Annotated in this window: 16 protein-coding genes; 3 read left to right on the forward strand and 13 right to left on the reverse strand. The window is 69.8% G+C overall.

Translation table 11 applies throughout. The features are described from left to right. Window positions 1–10: 10 nt before the first annotated feature. Both ABL838_RS07740 and ABL838_RS07745 read left to right on the forward strand, forming a co-directional pair. Window positions 11–1,174 (forward strand): DUF3182 family protein, encoded by a 1,164-nt coding sequence (locus ABL838_RS07740; protein WP_418124957.1) that lies wholly within the window; start codon window positions 11–13, stop codon window positions 1,172–1,174. Then, window positions 1,158–1,934 (forward strand): alpha/beta hydrolase family protein, encoded by a 777-nt coding sequence (locus ABL838_RS07745; RefSeq protein WP_126022598.1) that lies wholly within the window; start codon window positions 1,158–1,160, stop codon window positions 1,932–1,934. The genes ABL838_RS07740 and ABL838_RS07745 overlap by 17 nt, the downstream gene beginning before the upstream one ends. A 16-nt stretch (window positions 1,935–1,950) precedes the next feature. On the opposite strand, the gene ABL838_RS07750 is transcribed toward ABL838_RS07745, so the two are convergent. The 10 genes from ABL838_RS07750 to ABL838_RS07795 all read right to left on the reverse strand — a co-directional run bounded on the left by ABL838_RS07750 (window position 1,951) and on the right by ABL838_RS07795 (window position 15,371). Next, window positions 1,951–3,297, reverse strand: a complete 1,347-nt coding sequence (locus tag ABL838_RS07750; protein ID WP_418124958.1) for an amidase — start codon at window positions 3,295–3,297, stop codon at window positions 1,951–1,953. Window positions 3,298–3,299: 2 nt separating this feature from the next. Then, a complete protein-coding gene (locus ABL838_RS07755) occupies window positions 3,300–4,034 on the reverse strand; it encodes a DUF2848 domain-containing protein (protein WP_418124959.1) in 735 nt (244 codons plus the stop codon). Window positions 4,035–4,037: 3 nt separating this feature from the next. Beyond that, entirely contained in the window at window positions 4,038–5,366 is a 1,329-nt protein-coding gene (locus ABL838_RS07760; RefSeq protein WP_418124960.1) for an MFS transporter, read from the reverse strand. A gap of 54 nt (window positions 5,367–5,420) precedes the next feature. Beyond that, window positions 5,421–6,101: a hypothetical protein gene (locus tag ABL838_RS07765; RefSeq protein ID WP_418124961.1), complete on the reverse strand. Its 681-nt coding sequence runs from the start codon at window positions 6,099–6,101 to the stop codon at window positions 5,421–5,423. Between the two features lie 144 nt (window positions 6,102–6,245). Continuing rightward, the gene (locus ABL838_RS07770) at window positions 6,246–7,163 is read right to left on the reverse strand and encodes a LysR family transcriptional regulator (protein WP_184635449.1); all 918 of its coding nucleotides are present in this window, start codon (window positions 7,161–7,163) and stop codon (window positions 6,246–6,248) included. A gap of 93 nt (window positions 7,164–7,256) precedes the next feature. Next, window positions 7,257–7,622: a SnoaL-like domain-containing protein gene (locus tag ABL838_RS07775; RefSeq protein WP_418124962.1), complete on the reverse strand. Its 366-nt coding sequence runs from the start codon at window positions 7,620–7,622 to the stop codon at window positions 7,257–7,259. 107 nt (window positions 7,623–7,729) lie between these two features. Further along, window positions 7,730–8,083, reverse strand: coding sequence for an NIPSNAP family protein (locus tag ABL838_RS07780; protein ID WP_418124963.1), 354 nt, complete (start codon window positions 8,081–8,083; stop codon window positions 7,730–7,732). Further along, window positions 8,080–8,484, reverse strand: coding sequence for a 2OG-Fe(II) oxygenase (locus tag ABL838_RS07785; protein WP_126022605.1), 405 nt, complete (start codon window positions 8,482–8,484; stop codon window positions 8,080–8,082). The genes ABL838_RS07780 and ABL838_RS07785 overlap by 4 nt, the downstream gene beginning before the upstream one ends. Before the next feature lie 43 nt (window positions 8,485–8,527). After that, complete coding sequence (locus ABL838_RS07790) at window positions 8,528–9,247, reverse strand: hypothetical protein (RefSeq protein WP_418124964.1); 720 nt, start codon at window positions 9,245–9,247, stop codon at window positions 8,528–8,530. Between the two features lie 97 nt (window positions 9,248–9,344). Next, complete coding sequence (locus tag ABL838_RS07795; RefSeq protein WP_418124965.1) at window positions 9,345–15,371, reverse strand: alpha-2-macroglobulin family protein; 6,027 nt, start codon at window positions 15,369–15,371, stop codon at window positions 9,345–9,347. A gap of 185 nt (window positions 15,372–15,556) precedes the next feature. Here ABL838_RS07795 and opgC point away from each other — a divergent pair, with 185 nt between their 5' ends. Continuing rightward, complete coding sequence (gene opgC, locus ABL838_RS07800) at window positions 15,557–16,699, forward strand: OpgC domain-containing protein (protein ID WP_126022608.1); 1,143 nt, start codon at window positions 15,557–15,559, stop codon at window positions 16,697–16,699. 15 nt (window positions 16,700–16,714) lie between these two features. Here opgC and ABL838_RS07805 read toward each other — a convergent pair whose 3' ends face one another. The 3 genes from ABL838_RS07805 to ABL838_RS07815 all read right to left on the reverse strand — a co-directional run bounded on the left by ABL838_RS07805 (window position 16,715) and on the right by ABL838_RS07815 (window position 18,971). Continuing rightward, a complete protein-coding gene (locus ABL838_RS07805) occupies window positions 16,715–17,473 on the reverse strand; it encodes an SGNH/GDSL hydrolase family protein (protein WP_418125844.1) in 759 nt (252 codons plus the stop codon). A gap of 102 nt (window positions 17,474–17,575) precedes the next feature. Beyond that, window positions 17,576–18,331, reverse strand: coding sequence for an anti-sigma factor (locus tag ABL838_RS07810; protein ID WP_418124966.1), 756 nt, complete (start codon window positions 18,329–18,331; stop codon window positions 17,576–17,578). A gap of 46 nt (window positions 18,332–18,377) precedes the next feature. Next, window positions 18,378–18,971, reverse strand: a complete 594-nt coding sequence (locus ABL838_RS07815) for an RNA polymerase sigma factor (RefSeq protein ID WP_418124967.1) — start codon at window positions 18,969–18,971, stop codon at window positions 18,378–18,380. Between the last annotated feature and the right edge of the window lie 76 nt (window positions 18,972–19,047).

A 19,047-nucleotide genomic window follows, 5' to 3' on the forward strand; every position in this document is an offset into this window, starting at 1 on the left:
GCACACCGCCGTGCAAGCGCTTTCCTCCGAAGCCAGGGCGGCGGGCACAGTGCCCGGCCCGTGCAGCGTCGTCACGCTGGACGTGGACCCGCGCGGCTACTGCACCGAGCACGAGCATGCCACCCGCGCCAACTACGGGCGGCGGCTGGCGGTGCTGATCGGCTGCGCTTTCGAAGGGGAGTACGTCTCCCCGGCGCCCTCGGGCTCGCGGCACTATTTCGTGCCCAGCGACACCCTTTCCGACCCGGCCCGGGTGCACGCCATGGGCATCGCCGGGGTGGACGACCTGTTCGGCGGCGTGGTGCCGCATGCCTTCGTCGCCACCAAGGTCATCAGCCACCCGCTGATCGACGAGAACAGTGCCGCGAGACCGGACGGCTGGTCGACGTGCTTCGCCCGCGAGGTCGGCGACGCAGTCCTGCCGGGCTTCTCGTGCTTCTCGGCCGGCGAGGCGCTGAGGGCAGGGCGCGCGATGCTCGATGCGGGGCCCGTGCGCCTCAAGCCGGTGACGGCCACCGGCGGGCGCGGGCAGATCGTCGTCGAGCGCACCGAGGCGCTCGGCAGCTGCATCGCCGAGATGAACCAGGCCGGCCTCGCGCGAAGCGGCCTCGTCCTCGAAGCGAACCTGGAAGACCCCGTCACCTGGAGCGTCGGGCAGCTGCTGGTGGCCGGCATGATCGTCAGTTACTGCGGCGTGCAGCGCACCACCGGCGACAACGCCGGCGAGGAGGTCTACGGCGGCTCCGATCTGGTGATGGTGCGCGGCGACTTCGACGCGCTGATCGCCGGCGTCGCGTCGCCCTCGCTGCGCCGCGCCATCGAGCAGGCGCGGCGCTATCACCGGGCGGTGATCGACTGCTACCCCGGCTTCTTCGCCTCGCGCGTGAACTACGACGTGGCGCAGGGCGTCGACGGCAGAGGCGAATGGCGCTCGGGCGTGCTGGAGCAGTCGTGGCGCGTGGGCGGCGCCACCGGCGCCGAGATCGCGGGGCTCGAAGCGCTGCATGCCGACCCCGGGCGGCGCGAGGTGCGCGCCTCGTGCTTCGAGGTCTACGGCCCCTCGGTGCTCGTGCCCGCCGATGCCATCGTGGCCTACCAGGGGACGGACAGCCGCGTCGGCCCGCTCGCGAAGTACACGATCCTGCCTGGGGACCGCCATGCCGACGCGCCATAGCACCATCGACATTCCGGTCGACGGCCAGCATATCGAGGGCACGCTGTTCGCGGCCTCGACGACCGTGCCGGGGGTGCTGCTGGTGCATGGCTGGGACGGCAGCCAGGAGCAGTACGCCAGGCGCGCGCACGAACTGGCCGCACTTGGCTGCGTGTGCCTGACCTTCGACCTGCGCGGCCACGCGCGCCACGCCGCGCAACGCATGGAGGTGACGCGCGAGGACAACCTGCGCGACGTGCTCGCGGCCTACGACGCGCTGGTCGGCCACCCGGCGGTCGATCCGGCGGCCGTCGCCATCGTCGGCAGCAGCTACGGCGGCTACCTGGCGGCGCTGGTCAGCGCCATGCGGCCGGTGCGCTGGCTGGCGTTGCGCGCGCCCGCGCTCTACCGCGACGGCGAGTGGGACACGCCCAAGGGGCAGCTCAGCCGCTCCGACCTGGTCGCCTACCGCCGATCGCTGGTCGGGCCCAAGGACAACCGCGCGCTCGCGGCCTGCGCGGACTTCGCCGGCGACGTGCTCATCGTCGAATCGGAGCACGACCAGATCGTGCCGCACCCGGTGGTCGAGAACTACCTCGGCGCCTTCAAGCGCGTGAAGTCGGTGACCTACCGCGTGCTCTCCGACGCGGACCACGCGCTCTCGAAGCAGGAGTGGCGCCAGGCCTACGGCGCGCTGCTGGTGTCGTGGATCACCGAGATGACGCTCGGCGCCAAGGCGACGGCCACCCTCACCAAGCCGGTGACCACCGCCACGGCCTGAGGCCGCCGCCCACCGTTCACCGCTGCAGCGCGGCCTCGGCCGCCAGCGCCACCGCCGCCAGCCGCGCGTCGTCGCCGCGCACCGAGGCCAGCATCAGGCCCACCGGCAGATCGCCTGGCGCATGGCAGGGCAGGCTGAAAGCGCAGCCGTCGAGCAGGTTGATCGCGAAGGTGTTGCGCAGCAGCAGGCCGTTGGCCCTGAAGAAGGCGGCGTCTTCCGCCAGTGCCTCGATAGCCGGCGCGACGATGGGCACGGTCGGGCACACGAGCGCGTCGAAGCCTTCGATGGCGCGCTCGACGCGTCCGATCCAGCCGCGGCGGCGGTCCTGCATGGCGATGTAGTCGGCGGCGCGCACCTCGGTGCCCAGCGCGATGCGGGCGGCCACGCGCGCGTCGAATCCGTCGCGTTTCGCGGCGAAGCGCTCGCGGTGCACGGCGGCGGCTTCCACCGGCGAGAAGCCGCCGGGCGCGTTGACGCTGGCGATCTCGGCCAGTTCCGCCAGCGTGATGTCCACGACCTGCGCGCCCGCGGCCGAGAGCGCCTGCCGCGCGCGGTCGAAGGCGCGCGCCACGGCGGGTTCGATGTCGTCGAACACCAGCGTGCGCGGCACGGCCAGGCGCATGCCCTGCAGCGGACGGCGGCGCACCGCGAGCGGCACGTCGGCGATGGCGGCATCGGCGACAAGGCAGTCTTCCACGCTGCGCGCCATGGCGCATACCGTGTCGAGCGAGCGCGCCAGTTCGAAGGCTCCCGTGCGCGGCACGCGCGACTGCGTGCTCTTGAAGCCGACCAGCCCGCACAGCGCGGCGGGAATGCGGATGGAGCCGCCCGTGTCCGAGCCCAGCCCCGCCACCGCGAGCCCGAGCGCCACCGACACCGCCGCGCCGGACGACGAGCCGCCCGGAATGCGCGCCGTCTGCGTGTCGACCGGATTGCGCGGCGTGCCGTAGTGCGGGTTGATGCCCACGCCCGAGAACGCGAACTCCGTCATGTTGGTCTTGCCGACGATGGCCGCGCCCTGTGCGCGCAGCCGCGCCACGGCGGTCGCGTCGTGCGCCGCGGGCGCCTCGCCTTCGCAGACGGCGGAGCCCGCCATGGTGGTTTCGCCGGCCACGTCGTAGAGGTCCTTCACCGACACCGGCAGGCCGGCGAGCGGTGCCGTCTCGATGCCGGCCTTGCGTGCCGCATCGGCATGGCGTGCGGCGGCGCGGGCCGCGTCGGCGTACAGGCGGGTGAAGACATGCTGCGCGGCAGGCTGTCCGGCCGCTTCGAGCACTTCGTCGATCAGCGCCTCGTGCGAGAGCTCGCCGCGCGCGATGCGCCCGCGCAGCGCCGCGATGGTGTTGTCGCTCTTCATCGTCATCGTCACGCCACCACCGGCAGTGCTTCCACCGCATAGCGATGCACGATGCGGCGCTGCAGCTTCGCATCGTGCAGCTCGATCTCCATCTGCGTCGCGGGCCGGATGCCTTCGCCCTTGGCGTTGGGCAGCGCGCCCAGCGTGCCGCAGGTCATGAAAAGGCCCTCGGGCGCGGAGCCTGCGCCGGGCATGCCGTCGCGCAGGCCGGCCAGCGGGCGGATCGATGCGAGCGTGCCGCGCTGGTAGTCGACCCAGCGGCCGTCCTCCAGGATGCGCGAGCGCAGCTCCAGCGTGTCCTGGTGCGCCTGCACGTCGCGCCAGCGCCATGCGGTCTCGGCCACGGGCTTGGCGCACATCTGCTTCGACACGGCCACCGAGTAGCTCTCGACCTGCCGGTCGGTGTGGTCCGAGGCCACGCTCAGCCACCACTCGCCTTGCGAGAAGAACAGCACCGGCTCGGCCTCGCCGGAGCTCCGGTCGCCCAGCGCCTCGATGGCGCTCGATTGCGTCAGCAACTGGGCCGCCACGCGGTAGTACAGCGGCACGCTCGAAGGGCGCGGCACGCCGAGCTCGGCCAGTTCCTCGATGTGGTGTTCGATGGCGGCGATGTCGCGTCCGGTCCAGCCCGCCACCACCAGCGCGCGCGGCGCGACCAGGTGCACGGCGGTGGAGCGCGTGCCGTCGTCGGCGATGCTTTCGCAGGCGAAACGCAGCCGCGAATTCGTGTTGCTCGTCGTCATCGATCAGCTCTCCAGCGGGCGCTTGGCGGTTTCGCGCGCCACCAGCAGGGCGATCAGCGTCACGCCCAGCGCGGCCATCACGTAGAACGACACGGCCACCGTGCTGCCCCACGACTTGAACAGGCTCGCGATGATCAGCGGCGCGAAGCCGCCGCCCAGGATGCCCGCCAGCGTGTACGCCAGCGAAGCGCCGGCATAGCGCACGCGGCCCGGGAACTGCTCGGTGACGAAGGCGGCCTGCGGGCCGTACATCATCGCGTGGATCAGCAGGCCCACCACCACCGCAGCGCAGATCGCGACCGGGTGCGCGCTGTCCATCAGCACGAAGAACACGAAGGCCCAGACCATGCCCAGCAGCGCGCCGGCGATGTAGACCGGGCGGCGCCCGATGCGGTCCGACAGGCTGCCGAACCACGGCACGGCAATGGCGTTGCCGGCCGCGCCGATCATCGTGGCGGTGAGCGCCAGCGGACGCGACAGGTGCAGCACGGTGGTCACGTAGGTCAGCGTGAACACCACCACCAGCGCATACAGCACGTCGGAGCCGATGCGCGAGCCGCCGGCCACCAGCAGGCGGCGCCAGTGCTGCGTCAGCACTTCCTTGATCGGCGTCTTGGCGGTGGCCTTCTTCTCCTCCATCTCTCGGAAGACGGGCGTTTCGTCCACGCCGCGGCGCAGCCACAGGCCGAACAGCACCAGCGCCACGCTGGAGATGAAGGGAATGCGCCAGCCCCAGTTCTGGAAGTCTTCCGGGCTCAGCCAGGCCGACACGGCGGCGATGAAGCCGGTGCCGATCAGCGTGCCGCACGAGGGGCCCACCTGCGTGAACGAGGCGTTGCGGCCGCGCTCGTCGGGCTTGCCGTGCTCCATCGACAGCAGCACCGCGCCGGCCCATTCGCCGCCGAGCGCCACGCCCTGCACGAAGCGCAGTGCCACCAGCGCGACGGGTGCCCAGATGCCCCAGCTCGCGTAGGTGGGCAGCAGGCCCATCAGGCCGGTGGAGACGCCCATGATGACCAGCGTGGCCACCAGCACGAAGCGCCGGCCCAGCCGGTCGCCGAGGTGGCCGAACACCACGCCGCCCAGCGGGCGCGAAATGTAGCCGACCGCGTAGGTCGAGAACGCGAGGATGGTGCCGGTGAGCGGGTCGAACGAGGGGAAGAACACCGCGTTGAAGACCAGCGCCGCCATGATGTTGTAGACGGTGAAGTCGTACCACTCCAGCGTGGTGCCGATGGAGCTGGCCATGGCCAGCCGGCCCATCTTGGCGGAAGCAGGGGCGGCCTGCCCGGGTGCCGCGGAGCCCGCGGCGGGAAGAACATGTTCGGTCATCGGATGCCTTTGTTCGGTGAGAGATGAGGTGAGAGGGGGCGGATGGCCGCCGCGTCAGGCCAGCTCGGCCGCTGTCAGCTTCCAGCCGAGCGCGAGCAGCCAGCCGCCGGCGGGATCGGCGTCGAATGCGGCGGCGGCCGTGGCGCGCGCCGCGCGGGCGGCGGCTTCGCTGCTGGTCTCGATCACCAGCAGCGGCTGCAGCACGCGGCCTTCGGTGGATTCGCGCGGCAGCGGCGTGCTGAGCGCGGCGTCGGGCACGAGCAGGTACGACTGCACGAAGCCTGCCTGCTCCTTGCGCAGTTGCGCGCCGATGCCGGCGGCGTGCGCCACTTGCGCCTCGGCATCGGCGGCGGCCACGAGCGGAAGCACGGCCACGTGGCTGCCGCTGCCGAAGCCGGTGACGGCGCGCACCGCGCACACGCGGCGCATCGGCTGGCGCATGCGGTCGAGATTGGCGACGGACCACGGCGTCTGCTTCTCGAACGCGGCGCGGTAGCCGGGCGAGCCGAACACCGCCAGCGACTCGGTGCGGTAAAGCCCCAGGTACTTGCGGCCGCCTTCGAGCGAGAAATAGCGAGCGCCGGAGAGAAAGCCGGGAATGCGCACACGCTCTTCCACGTGCTCCCGGTCGTACCAGCGGTTGAAGTCGGCCTCGTCGGCTGGGGCGACGCCGGAAGCGACGAACAGCAGGCCGTTCACTGCTGCTGCGGAGGAAGAGGAGTCAGGTGTGTTCATGGCGGCGGAAGAAGAGGCGGGCCTTCGAAAAATGAAGGCGCGATCTTCCGTCGCAGGGTCGGGCTGTCACAAACGAGTTTTTCTGGGCGACAGCCACAAGAATTACTGGCCCCTTTTCGGGGCCGAAATGCGCCAAACCGAGGGTTAACCCTCTGAAGTCGTGCTCCAGGTTGGTGCGACAGCCGATGTCGTGAACTGGTCGGAGGCCCGGCAGGCCAGTTCGGCCACGAGCCGGATGGCGTCGGAGTCGGCGGCTTCCAGGTGGCTCACCACGATGCGCTGCGGCGAGATGAGCGCGTCGCACTCGATGATCTTCACGTCGCCGGCCGCCACATATTCATAGCAGGGCGGCAGCGGCACCAGCGCGTTGCCGAAGCCCGCCTTCACCAGCCGCGCCAGCGCCGAGATCGAGCTCACGCAATGCACCTTGCCCAGCGGAATGCCCGCCGCGCGGAACAGGTTCTTCAGCGCCTCGTGCGGCTGCGAGCCGGGGCTCATCGTGAGCACGGGTTGTCGCAGCAGTTGTTCGACCGTCTGTACGGGCTCGGCGCCGGGCGCGCCCACCCAGCCCATGGGCATCGGCAGGCAGGGCGTGCTCACGATGCCCGCGCCGGCGATGTGGTCGGTCTGCAGCGCGATGTCGAGCGCGCCCTCGCGCAGGCCTCGGTGCAGCGCCAGCGTGGTCTCGGAGGTGAGCTGCACCTCGATGCCCGGGTAGGTGGAGCGCAGGTTGGTGAGAAAGCCCAGCAGCCAGGTGTGGACCACGGTTTCGATGGCGCCGATGCGCACCAGCCCCAGGATGTCTTCGCGCGGCCGGCCGAGCGAGACGATCTCGCGGCGCAGCTCGAGCAGGCGTTCGCCGTAGTCCATCAGCCGCACGCCCACGGGCGTGAGCCGCAGTTCGCGCGCGTCGCGTTCGAACAGGCGTGCGCCGATGTCTTCTTCTAGGGAGGCGACGCGGTTGGACACCGCCGCCTGCGTGATGTGGAGCCGGTCGCTCGCGGCGCGGAAACTGCCCAGCCGCGCGGCCCAGAGGAAGGCTTCTACAAATCTTGTGTTCATGGGGGCACCTGCGGGCATTCTGCCCGCGTCGCGCCCGCACGAGAACTTGCCGTCCGCCGGACCCGTACCGGCATTGGCGGAAGCAGCCGCTTGCTAGCCGGCGTCGTAGAAGAACTCTTCCCGCACGATGTTCCCGTCCTTGACGGTGTAGAGCGCCATTTCCTCCATGGTGAAGCGGTGGCCGTTGGCCTTCATCGTCACGTCGAAGCGGAAGCCGACGATGAAGCGGTCGTCGTGCGGCCACGGGCCGGCAACCTGCATGGAGTGCACTTCATGATTGGCGGTCCACCACTCGCCCTTGGCCCTGATGGCCGCAAGGCCGACCGCCTCGCGCGCCTGGCCGGGCGGGGCGCTGGCCTCGACGCTCACGGCCTCGGGCGCATAGAGCACCTGGGCGCCTTCGAAATTTCCGTCCTTGCACAGCGCCACGAGCTTGTCGGCGATTTCCTTGGTGTTCATGGGTTTCTCCTGCGAACGTTGAGAGGGAACGAGCGAGCGAATGAATGAACGAAGACCGGGGGCGCAGTTTAGGCCTGCGGTGGCTGTCTTTCGCCGGCTTTTCTTTCTCAGGAGGAAGCGGGGCCGTTGAGCGCGCGCATGCTGTCTACTGCTTCGGGCGAGGCCCACAGCAAGGTGTTCAGGTAGGTCTCGATGCGGTCCACCAGCGCGCCGCGCGGGCCCTCGCGCCATTTCGGGGAGCCGTAGAACGCGGCCTGCCCGGCTTCGAGCGCTGCGCGGTCGGCATAGGCTCGCACAAGGTGGTAGGTCTCCTCCTCGTGGTCCGACTTGCCGTAGGCGACCACGTCCATGCCCTTGCCGCGCAGCATCGGCACGGCGCGTTCGTGCATGGCCTGGTGGAAGGCATCGAGGGTGCCGGGCTTGAGCCGGTAGGTTCGGATCTCCAGCAGCATCTGCTTCATGGCGGCGGCCTTTCTCCAGCGTCGGACCTGCCCGGCAGCACCCAGCCGAGCGAGAACACATAGCGGCTGCCGCCCACCACCCGCGTCACGCTGTGCTCGCAGGCATCGGGGCGGAACAGCTTGATGCGCCGCGTCGCGAAGATCGGCGTGGCGCACACGAACTCGCCACCCGAGCGCGGCGATTTCAGCACGACGTTCAGCCGGTAGTGCCGCCCGGCCTGCACCGGGTCGGTGTGCGGCGGAATCTCCGAGCCCTCGGGGTAGCGGATGAGGTAGCTGTCGAACGGCAGCGGCCAGCGCGCCGTGAGCAGCAGCATCTTGTCGTAGCCCGTGCCCTGGCGGCCGCGCTGCCAGCGGAAGGCCAGGGAGAAGTAGCTGCGCAGTGTGGTGGCAAAGCTCATGAGTGAAGTCGTGGAGCCTCCATGCCGCGCATTCTCTGGCGATTCAGCAGAAAACGATCGCCGTCCTGTGCTCGATGCTCAGCCGCGCCGATTCGTACAGCAGCAGCCAGGACACGTATTCGCGGTACAGGCCGTTGTCGTCGTCGATGAGTGCATCGATGCGTTCGGCTTCCTCGTCGGAGAGCTTGCCGTTCTCGAGGCGGATGCCCAGGGCGGGAGCGACGAACACGAGTTCCTCGAGCAGGCGCTGGGAGGAACCGAGCATGCCGCCGGGCAGGCCGCTCAGTTCTTCGAGGTCCGCGTCGCCTTCGGCCTCGTCCGCTTCTTCCTGTGCGTCGTCTTCTTCTTCATCCTCGTCGCTGCCGTCACCGTCGAACAGCACTTCCTGGAAGTCGATGGGAACGTAGAAGCCTTCGGCATCGGAGTGGCACAGCAGATGGCTTTCCGAGCCGTCCAGCAGCGCCTGGATCTTCGGATCGGCCGTGGGATCGACGTCGTCAGCCAGCGGCGTGGCGACCCAGTCGGGCGCCAGCACGCGGTGGGCGTACGCGCGGCGCAGGTAGTGGATGAAGGAATAGGGAAAACCGTCGATCGAGGCGCGCGAGTCGAGTTCGAGGGGGCCGCGCGGTTCGGTGTGCGGGGGCAGCCCCGCGGCGGCCAGCACGCGGTTGATTTCGGCCAGTTCTTCCTCGAAGCCCTCGGCGCTTTCGGGATCGTCCTCGAGCAGTTCGGCGAGCATGCCGACGCAGACAGCCAGGCCCATGGTGTTTTCCTCCAGGTTGTTGGTTCGCCGCGATGGTGACGGCGGCCGGTGAAGGAGCGATGACCGGCCGCCGCTCCTCCACCGTACCTGGCGATGCTTACTTCGCCGCCTCCACCTTCACCCGCGCGTTCGGCGCCTCGCCGAACATCTCGGGCGCGTACATCGCCTCGACGCGGCTGGGCGGCAGGGCGAAGTCGCCGACGTTGTTCAGGCGCACGGTGTACTCCATCTTCACCACGCCCTTGGGCAGGTACTCGTAGTAGCTGCGGAAGGCCTCGAAGCTGCGTTCCTCGAAGGCCGGCCAGCCGGCGCCCGACTTCTTCTCGCCCTGGGTGGCGATCTGCGAGTCGCGGCCCAGGCCGCCGCCGAGGATGGTGGCGCCGCCCGGGATCGGGTCGCTGATGACGACCCAGGTCATGTCGGCGCTGGCGTTCACCTCCAGCGTCACGCGCAGCACGTCGCCGCGTGTGTACTTGCCGGCGGTGGCCTGCTCGACCGGGGTGATGGTCTTCTTGATGGCGTAGCCGGCGGCGAACGGCGCCTTCAGCTGCACGGCGGCGATCGACTGCAGCGTGAGCCACGGCTTGCCGGTGCCCTGCTGGGTGACCAGCAGCGTGTCGCGCACCGGGGCGCCAGACGGCGATGCAGCCCACGGCAGGAACATCGTGTTGTTCTTCAGGTTGCCCGGCGAGGCGGGGGCGCCGAAGAAGGTGGTCTGGTTGGGCGCGCCGGTCGCGTCGCTGGTCTTCACGCGCTCGACCTTGCTCCAGTCGACCTGCGCCTTCACCGCGCCGAGCGTGGCGGCGGTGACGCCGGCCACCGGCGTGCTCTCGAACACCTTGCTGAACTTCTCCAGCGCCAGACCGCCCCACAGGTTGGCGGTGGTGGTGTGCCAGGCGCCGTTCTGCTGGCGGCCGATGAAGCCGTTGGCGAGCTTGCCGATGTCGTCCTTCCAGGCGGGGTCGTCCATCACGCTGAGCAGCAGGCGGGCGGTGTTGACGTCGCCGTTGGTCATCAGCCACCACCAGTAGTCGTCCTGCTCGGTGCTGAAGATCAGCTTGGTGCCCTGGTACGACAGGCGCGCTTTCAGCACGTTGTTGGCCTCGTCCAGGCGCTGCTGGCGCTGAGGCACGTCGTTCACGCGCTTGAGGATGTTGAGCCAGTCGATCACCGCGCTGGTGGGCCACTGGTTCGGCGCGATGGTGATGCTGCCGAGCATTGCCCCACGGGCCTTGCCGTAGCGCGAGAGCGCTTCGAGCGCAGCCAGCTTGCGCACGTCGAGGTCCTTGCGCGGGCTCCAGAAGTCGCGCGTGATGCGGCCTTCGACGAAGGCGATCAGGCCCGACTCCATCGGCGCGCGCACGTCGTCGGCGAGCGCGAAGGCGGGGTTGAGCTGGGCCGCTTCATTCGTCGCCGCGAGCAGGTACGAGGTGAGGATGTCGCTGCCGCGGTTGGCCTCGCCGTCGCGCGGCGGGAAGTAGCTGGCCAGGCCGTCGCTGTCGAGATAGGTCGGCAGCGTCGCCAGCACGCCCTGCCACATCTTCGCGTCGCGCAGGCCGACCGACTTGCTGGTCTTTTGCTCCAGGCAGATGAAGGGGTAGTTGGCGAACCAGTCGCGCACGCCCGGCAGGCCTTCGGCCAGCTTGGGTTGCAGCGAGAGCTTCAGGCCGCCGCGGCCGGGCAGGGCGTCGGCCGGCGGCGCCACGTCGAGCGTGAACGGGCCGTCGACCTGCACCAGCGTGCCTTGCTGCACCGTGAGCGGCACCGAGGGCACGATGCGCTGGCGCACCTTCAGCGCATCGCGTGCGCCGCCGAGGGTGTCTTTCGCTTCGATCTCCCACAGGATGGCTTCGGCGCGCGTCTGCCCGAGCTGCGCAGGCGCGGTCACTGTCCATGCCACCTCGCGGGCCTCGCCGGCCGGGATGTCGACCGTCTGCGGCTCCAGCGTGAGCAGGGTGGCGCGCGGCGTGGCCTCGACCTTCATCGGCTTCTGCGTGGTGTTGCGCAGCGTGATCTGGGCGCGGAACTGGTCGTCCTCGCGCACCAGCGGCGGCAGGCCGCTGATGATCTGCAAATCTTGCGTGGCCTGGATGCTGGCCTGGCCTGTGCCGAACAGGTTGGCGCCCGAATCGGCCACGGCCACGATCTTGAAGGTGGTGAGCGCGTCGTTCAGCGGCACCGTCACCACGGCCTGGCCGTTGGCGTCGAGCACCACCTTCGGGTTCCACACGAGCAGGGTGTCGAGCAGTTCGCGTGTCTGTCCCTTGCCGCCGCCGCCGCCCGCGGGCACGGCCTTGCGGCCGTAGTGGCGCCGGCCGACGATTTCCATCTGCGCGGTGGAGGTGCTCACGCCCCAGCTGCGCCGCTGCAGCATCGCGTTGAGCAGGTTCCAGCTGTCGTTGGGCATCAGCTCCAGCAGGGCCTGGTCGACCGCCGCGAGCGCCACTTCGGCGCCGGCGGCCGGCTTGCCGTCGGGCAGCTTGGCGCTGATGGTGACCTGCGCCTTGCTGCGAATCGGGTAGCTGGGCTTGTCGCTGGTGACGCTCACGTCGAGCTGGTGGGCGCGCGTGCCGACGCGGATCTCAGCCATGCCGAGGCGGTAGGCGGGCTTGCTCAGGTCGACCATGGCGGTCGGCGCCACGTATTCCTTGCCTTCGTACCAGAAGGCCGTCCACCACTCGCGCGGCGACTTGAAGCCCCAGGTGAAGAAGCTGTACCAGGGCACCTCGCGCAGGCGGCCGCGCAGCGCGAGCACGCTCACGTAGGCGTTCGGGCCCCACTCGGGCTTCACTTCGAGGGTGACGGTCGGGTCCTTGCCGTCGAGCTTGACCACGTGCGTCTCGATGATGCCCTCGCGTTCCACCGCGACCAGCGCGGTCGCGAAGCGGAAGGGGCTGCGCACCTGGAACTTGGCGATCTCGCCGGGCTGGTAGCTCTTCTTCTCGGGCAGCACGTCGATGCGGTCGTTGTCCTCGCCGCCGAACCACAGCTCGCCCTGCTTGGTCACGTAGACCGAGCTCACGGCCCGGGCGTCGCGGCCTTCGCTGTCGGTGGCGCTGGCGATGAGTTCGACCTCGCCCGCTTCCTTCAGCTCCGATTCGCACAGCAGCAGGCCGCGCGCGTCGCTCTTGCCGCTGCAGACGGTGCCGATGTCCTTGGTCTCGGTCTTGTTGTCGTAGGTGTAGAAGCCGCCCACCATGCGCTTGCGGCTGGTGGTGGTGATGCGCGCCACGGCGCGCACGTTGAGCGTGACGTTGGCCTGGGGCTTGCCCGAGAGGTCGAGCGCGAGCGCCTGGAACTTCAGCTTCTGGGCGGTGGAGACCCAGCCCTCGGTCTTGATGCCGGCGATGACGGAGGCCGGCCACAGCGTCTGCGTGCTGCGGATGGTCTGCACCTCGCCGTTCGGGTCGGCGTACGTGGCCTCCAGCAGCAGCTCGCGCGCGGCCTTCACCTTCGGCACCTTGTCGATCGTGACCTTGCCGGCGCCGTCCTTGTTCAGCGTGAGCGGCAGCTTGTCGGCGATCACGCGGGTGTCGTTCACGCTGTTGAGGTCTTCCTCGCCCGAGCCGGCCTCGGCCGCGGCGGTGACCGCCGTGGCCGCCTCGCTGCCGTCGCCCTGCGAGGCGCGCGGCGGGTTGAAGCTGAAGGCGTCGTAGTCGGAGAAGCTCAGGCTCTTGCCGCGCACCATGGCCGACACGCGCACCGGCAGGTTGGCTGCGCCGCCGCCGGAGACGTAGTTGATCTGCACGTCGGCGGGCACGCTGGTGGCGGCCACCAGCGGCTTCTTGTCTGTGGGCGCGATGCGGCCCTCGAGCACGGGCAGGCGGAACTCCTCGACGCGGAAGCTGCCGGTGGAGAAGCTGCGGCCGTAGCCGTCGTCGTCCTCACCTTCGCCCTCGCCGTTGGCGTCCTTGCCCTTGCCGCTGCGCAGCATCACCTCGTACACGCCGAGCTTGGCGGCCGGCGGAATGGCGAAGCTGTTCTCCGCGCTCAGGCCGCCGGTGGCGGTCTTGCGCCAGTTCAGCGGCTGGGTGAAGCGCTGGCCGCTGCCCACGTGGGTGATGACCAGCGTGTCGGGGCGGTTTTCGGGCAGGCCGAAGCCCTTGCTGGTCTGCGTGCGGATCAGGCTCTTCATCGACACCGTCTCGCCGGCGCGCAGCAGCGTGCGGTCGAAGATGGTGTGGGCGACGCGGTCGGCCTCGGCCTGCAGGCTGGTGGGTACGTTGAAGCGCCAGGGCTCGATGCCGCGCTGCCAGTCGCTCCAGGTGAAGGCGAGGTCTTCCACGCCCTTCTCGTCCTTGGCGCGGGCGCTGACGAACCATGCGCCGCTGTCGTATTCGTTCGGGCCGTTGCACGAGGGCGCCTGCGGCGAGACGCCGCTGAGCATGACCACGCCGTTGGCGTCGGTGGTGCCGCTGGCCACGGCCTTGCCGTCGCAGCTCGAAACGCGCACCTCGGCGCCGGCCACGACCTTGCCCTTGTCCAGCGTGGTGACCCAGGCCATCGAGTTCTCGCGGCCCAGCTTGAAGTGCACCGCCAGGTTGGTGGCCAGCGCGGTGGTGCGCACGTACATCGTGCGCCCGGCGTTGTAGCGCTCGTCGAGCAGTGCCTCGCCCAGCTTCTGCGAGGCGATCTCGAGCACGTGGAAGCCCGGCGTCAGCGGGATGCCGATGACTTCGAAGGGGCGCGGATCGCCCGAGTCGGCCTTGGGCATGTCGAGCGCCTTCACGCCCGGCTGGCCGGCCAGCAGCGACAGCATGCGGGTCTGCAGCGTGGTGCGGTCGTCCTTGTCGATGACCGGGGGCAGCGGGCCCTTCACGTCCTTGCGCGCCTGTTCGCGCGAGACGGTGAAGTTGTCGTAGCGGCGCACCTTGCGGAACCACGCGATGATTTCCGCGTCGGTCTTCGGGTTCATGTCGCTCACCTTGCCGGGCGTGAGCGCGTTCACCATCAGCTTCGGCTCCACGCGGCGCACGGTGACCGGCATCATCGCCGGCGTGTCCGGCTCGGCCAGTCGCTCGACCACGCCGAAGGGCGAGGCGGCGAACTTGGCCAGCGGCGGCATCGCGCCGGTCGCCACCTTCATCGGAAAGTTGCCGGGCGTGGCCAGCGGGCGGCCCGAGGCGTCCTCGAACTTGGAGGGCAGCTCGATGCTGTATTGCGCGCTCTCGGCCAGCGGCGGCTCGAAGCTCACGCTGTTGACCACGTCGTCGTCGCTCTGCGAACCGCCTTCGTTGTCCAGCTTGGCCTTGATGGTCTTGTCGCCCTTGAGCTGGATCTGCGAGGCCAGCTTGCGCGTGACGGGCGCGTTGAACTGCAGCTGCATCGGGCGCAGCGGCAGGCAGGCGGCCTGCGCGTTCTCGCGCTCGCAGGTGAACGAAGCCGCGAAGGGCTCGCGTACCTGGAATTCGAGGCGGCGTTCCACGTTGTTGGCCACACCCGAGGGCGTGGCCACGCCCTTGCCGTAGACGACCTGCACCTTGGCGCCGGGCGTGAGCGTGCGGTTGCACTGCATCGTGATGAAGCGCAGCGGGTCTTTCTCGGCCGACTTCTCGCGGCCGAAGGCCTTGAGCAGGCCGGCACGCTGCTCGCCGTCGAGCAGCTTGACGGGAATGCGCTCGCCCACGCCGTCGGCCGTGCACCAGACGTTCTGGCGCACGCTCTCCAGCGTGGCCGCGCCGTTGAGCTCCAGCATGAACATCTGCTGCTCGTCGATGCGGCTGTAGCTGCCCGGCATGTAGTTGCGCACGAAGGGGCCGCCGGTGTTGAACTGATAGCGCTCGGGGCCGGTGAGCTCGCCCGAGGCGGGCTTGAAGGTGGGAATGCGGGTGACCGTGCAGCGCACGCCGGGCGGCAAGTCGTTCTCGAAGTCGTAGACCCAGGCCTTGGCGTCGGTCCAGCGGCCGGTGCCCTTGGCGGCCTGCGCGTCGTTGCAGCTCACCGCGAGCGGGGCGGGGGCCTTGGGGTCGCCGAAGTTGACGGCCGGCTGGTCGAACTTGGCGACCACCTGCCGAACCCGCGCCACTTCGCCCTGGGGCGAGAGGCTGATGATCTGGAGGGCAAAGCCCGGGCTGGACGCGAGAACGCCGCCGGCCAGGAGCAATGTTGGAAGGAAACGGTTCACTTTTTTATATCTCCACCTGAGAGGCAGCGCGCAGCGTAGCCGATTTGCACGACGGTTCGGGAGTGCCAACAGTCATAGGCCGTCGGCCCGGTTGCGGGTGCGGCGGTCTTTACGCCGCTCTTCTTACAATCGGGGCCGTCGTGCGTGCGCCGCGCGGACCGCCACCAAGACCTCGCCGCCGACCGATGAAACGCTACTGGGAAATAGACGCCTTGCGCGGGCTGATGCTCGTGCTGATGACCGTCACCCATCTGCCCACCCGATTGACCGATCCGCTGGGCCAGCCCTTCGGTTTCGTATCGGCCGCCGAAGGCTTCGTGCTGCTGTCGGCCTTCGTCGCCGGCCTGGTGTACAGCCGCATCGGCCATGTGCGCGGCGTCGACTCGATGCGCCAGGCCTTCTGGCGGCGCGTGCTCAAGGTCTACCTGGCGCAGGCGGCGACCCTGCTGTTCCTGTTCACCGTGATCACGGCGGTGGGCCTGCACATCGACCAGCCGGCGGTGAAGAACCTGGTCTCGTACTACCTGGCGGAGCCGCGCGAGGGCTTCATCTACGGGCTGCTGCTCATCTACGAACCGGCACTGCTCGACATCCTGCCGATGTACATCTTTTTCATGCTCATGAGCCCCTGGGTGCTGGCCTTCGCCATGCGCCACGGCTGGACCTGGGTGATGGTGGCGAGCGCCACCGTGTGGGCGGCGGCGCAGTTCGGCATCAGCGAATGGGTCTACGGGCTGGCGGTGCGCTACCTGGGCGTGCCGGTGCCCTTCCACGAGATGGGCGCGTTCAATACCTATGCGTGGCAGTTCCTGTGGTTCGCGGGGCTGTGCATCGGCGCGACCCGCAATGACCCCGGTGCCCGGCCGCTGCGCTTTCCGGCGTGGCTGCTGGCGCTGGCCGCGGGCATCGCCCTCTACGGCTTCTACTGGCGCCACACAGGCATCAACGGACAGGCGCCGTTCGGCGGCGATGTGGAGCTGAACCTGCTGTTCGACAAGTGGCAGCTGGGCCCGCTGCGGCTGGTGAACTTGGTGGCGCTGGGCGTCCTGGCGGTGCGCTTCGGGCCCTGGCTGATGCGCCGCATTCCCCGGCTGCGCTGGCTGGAGGCGATGGGCTCGGCCTCGCTGCCGGTGTTCTGCGCGCACCTGATCGCGGTGCTGCTGGTGCTGGCCTTCTACGGCGACAGCCAGACGGCGCGGCCCTGGTGGGGCGACGGCCTGCTGCTGGCGGCGGTGTTCTCGGGGATGTACTTCGTGGCGCGCTTCACGCGCGGGGCGGACGTTCCGCCGCCGGCGGACGATGTACCGTCGGAGCCCGCGCCGGCCTGAGCGGATGCGCCCGGCTCAGGGCAGCCCGGCCGTCGGCGCCGGCGGAGGGCTCGGCAGGTGCGGCGCGATCACCGAATGCCAGAGCCGGTAGCCCTCGTCCGAGAGGTGCAGCCTGTCGCCACGGAAGAGCTCCATGCGCGGGCGCCCGTCCGCGCCCAGCATCGGCGTGTAGATGTCGATGAATTCGCTGTTCGGCAGCAGGTTCAGGTAGGCCGAAACGACGTGGTTGGTCTCGCGGATCTGTGGCAGCAGTTGCTCGCGCGAGGGGCTGGGCTTGACCGAGATGAAGCTGATGCGGGTGTCCGGCAGTTCGGCGCGCACCGCATTGGCGAAGCGCGCGAAGCTGTCGAGCACCTGCAGCGGCGTGCGGCCCTCGGCCAGGTCGTTGTCGCCCGCATAGACCATCACCTGGCGCGGCTTGTAGCGCACCACCAGGTCGCGCGCGAAGAGGGCGCAATCGGCCAGCGTGGAGCCGCCGAAGCCGCGGTTGACCACCCCGCCGGGCACGCGCGCGAAATCCTGCGACAGGCGCGTCCACATGCGCACCGTGGAACTGCCCACGAACACCACGCCGCCGGGGGCCGGAAAGCGCTCCTGGTCGGCGCGCGCGAAAGCGGCCAGTTCGTTGTGCCAGCGGTCCTTGGCGGCCAGGTAGTCGCGCGCGGCTGCAGCCTCGGCGGCGGCCGTTTCGGACTCCTGGGGGAAGAAGCTGGACTGGGCCTGCGCTCCAAGCGCGGCGGTCAGTAGGGCGACCGCGGCCAGCACGGTTTTCATCGAGGACATTGGAAGAACGAAAAAAGAGGCGGAGGGCGGGGCAGGCGGGTTTTCTACCACGACGCCCCAGGCCGGGCGGTCGTTGACAGTGGCAGCCGCCGGCTAGATGGTTTTCTCGATGAGCGCGCCCTTGAACAGGATCGGCCCCTTCGGCCCGCTGCCTGCGGGCACGCCGCCCTTGGCCTCGAGCGAAATGGCCAGCGCCGGCACGGCCTGCACGTCGGACTCCGACGCCGTCAGCTTCAGGGCCGGCGCGTTGCCGAGCACGCCCAGCGATCGCGGCGCGCCGCCCGGTGGCAGAGCCCAGAGCTGCAGCGACTTGTCGTCGCCTTCGCGGTAGTCGCCCACGCGCTGCAGCACGAGCTGCTTCTTCTTCGGATCGAAGGTCACCAGCATCGAGGCGGCGGCCTTGTCGTCGCTGAGCACGGCCACGTACTGCACCACGGGCGCGTTCTGCAGCTGGTCGCGCAGGTTCAGCCCGACCGTCACGGCCACCACGGTGGCCAGCGCGCCGGCTACCGCGGCGCCGCGCCACAGCGCGAGGCTGCGCAGCCAGCCGCCCTGGCGGGGCTCGCCGGCGGCACTGGCCGCCGCGCGCTGGCGTTCCAGCGCGAGCGTGGACTGCTCGGCGTCGATCATGTTGCGGATGCGCGTCCACACGGCCGCGTCGGGCACGACGGGCGACTGCAGCTCGGTCATGCTCGCGAGCCGGCCCTGCCAGACCAGCGCCGCGGCGCGCACCGGCGCCTGCTCGCGCGCCATGGCCTCGAAGCGGCGGCGGGCGCCGCCGCGCAAGGTGCCCAGCGCGTGGCTCGCCGCCAGCAGCTCCAGCAATTCGGGGTGTGCGATGAGATTCATGAGGGGGCAAACGCCTTTTGAAACGCCTTCTTCGTCGTCACCGCTGTCACGCGAAGCGTCCCATGCAGACGCGCAGCTTTTCGAGCCCGCGCCGTATCCAGCTCTTGACCGTGCCCAGCGGCAGCTCGAGCTGCCGGGCCAGTTCGCCGTGGCTCATGTCGCGCAGGTAGGCCAGGCTCACCACCTCGCGCTGGCGGCCCTCCAGCTGGCTCAGGCACTGGTGCAGCGCCCAGGCCTGCTCGCTGGCATCGGCGTTCTCGGCAGGGCCGGGGGTGTCGGCCTCGATCTGGTCGGCCATCTGCTCGTCGAATTCCTGCGTGAGCCGGATCCGGTCGGCGGCGCGGCGGCGCAGCAGGTCGAGCGCCCGGCTGCGCACGATGAGCCCGAGCCAGGCCAGCGGCGGGCTGAGCGAGGCGCGGTAGTCGCCGGCCACGCGCCAGACGGTCAGGAAGCTTTCCTGGAGCACGTCTTCTGCCCATTCGCGCTGCCGCACCACGCGCATCGCCAGGCCCATCAGCCGGGGCGCGGTCCGGTCGTAGAGCTGCCGCAGGGCGGCTTCGTCGCGACGGCCGATCCGATCGATCAGCGCCATCAGTTCGGCGTCGGGGCTGGGTGCGGGCATCCGGGGATTGTGGGGCATCGATGCGCATGCCCGGAGTACGGAGCAACCTGGCGGGCGGATTCACTGTGCCGGCCAAATGAAGTCTTTTGGAAAC

Origin of the sequence: Variovorax sp. 160MFSha2.1 (genome assembly GCF_048305075.1) — a bacterium.
Taxonomy (GTDB): Bacteria; Pseudomonadota; Gammaproteobacteria; order Burkholderiales; family Burkholderiaceae_C; genus Variovorax; species Variovorax guangxiensis.

What these genes read in the sequence shown, in the direction of transcription:
- ABL838_RS07745 (WP_126022598.1), top strand. Translation starts at nt 1,158, where the DNA reads ATGCCGACGCGCCATAGCACCATCGACATTCCGGTCGACGGCCAGCAT.
- ABL838_RS07750 (WP_418124958.1), bottom strand. Translation starts at nt 3,297, where the DNA reads ATGACGATGAAGAGCGACAACACCATCGCGGCGCTGCGCGGGCGCATC.
- ABL838_RS07755 (WP_418124959.1), bottom strand. Translation starts at nt 4,034, where the DNA reads ATGACGACGAGCAACACGAATTCGCGGCTGCGTTTCGCCTGCGAAAGC.
- ABL838_RS07760 (WP_418124960.1), bottom strand. Translation starts at nt 5,366, where the DNA reads ATGACCGAACATGTTCTTCCCGCCGCGGGCTCCGCGGCACCCGGGCAG.
- ABL838_RS07765 (WP_418124961.1), bottom strand. Translation starts at nt 6,101, where the DNA reads ATGAACACACCTGACTCCTCTTCCTCCGCAGCAGCAGTGAACGGCCTG.
- ABL838_RS07770 (WP_184635449.1), bottom strand. Translation starts at nt 7,163, where the DNA reads ATGAACACAAGATTTGTAGAAGCCTTCCTCTGGGCCGCGCGGCTGGGC.
- ABL838_RS07775 (WP_418124962.1), bottom strand. Translation starts at nt 7,622, where the DNA reads ATGAACACCAAGGAAATCGCCGACAAGCTCGTGGCGCTGTGCAAGGAC.
- ABL838_RS07780 (WP_418124963.1), bottom strand. Translation starts at nt 8,083, where the DNA reads ATGAAGCAGATGCTGCTGGAGATCCGAACCTACCGGCTCAAGCCCGGC.
- ABL838_RS07785 (WP_126022605.1), bottom strand. Translation starts at nt 8,484, where the DNA reads ATGAGCTTTGCCACCACACTGCGCAGCTACTTCTCCCTGGCCTTCCGC.
- ABL838_RS07790 (WP_418124964.1), bottom strand. Translation starts at nt 9,247, where the DNA reads ATGGGCCTGGCTGTCTGCGTCGGCATGCTCGCCGAACTGCTCGAGGAC.
- opgC (WP_126022608.1), top strand. Translation starts at nt 15,557, where the DNA reads ATGAAACGCTACTGGGAAATAGACGCCTTGCGCGGGCTGATGCTCGTG.
- ABL838_RS07805 (WP_418125844.1), bottom strand. Translation starts at nt 17,473, where the DNA reads ATGAAAACCGTGCTGGCCGCGGTCGCCCTACTGACCGCCGCGCTTGGA.
- ABL838_RS07810 (WP_418124966.1), bottom strand. Translation starts at nt 18,331, where the DNA reads ATGAATCTCATCGCACACCCCGAATTGCTGGAGCTGCTGGCGGCGAGC.
- ABL838_RS07815 (WP_418124967.1), bottom strand. Translation starts at nt 18,971, where the DNA reads ATGCCCCACAATCCCCGGATGCCCGCACCCAGCCCCGACGCCGAACTG.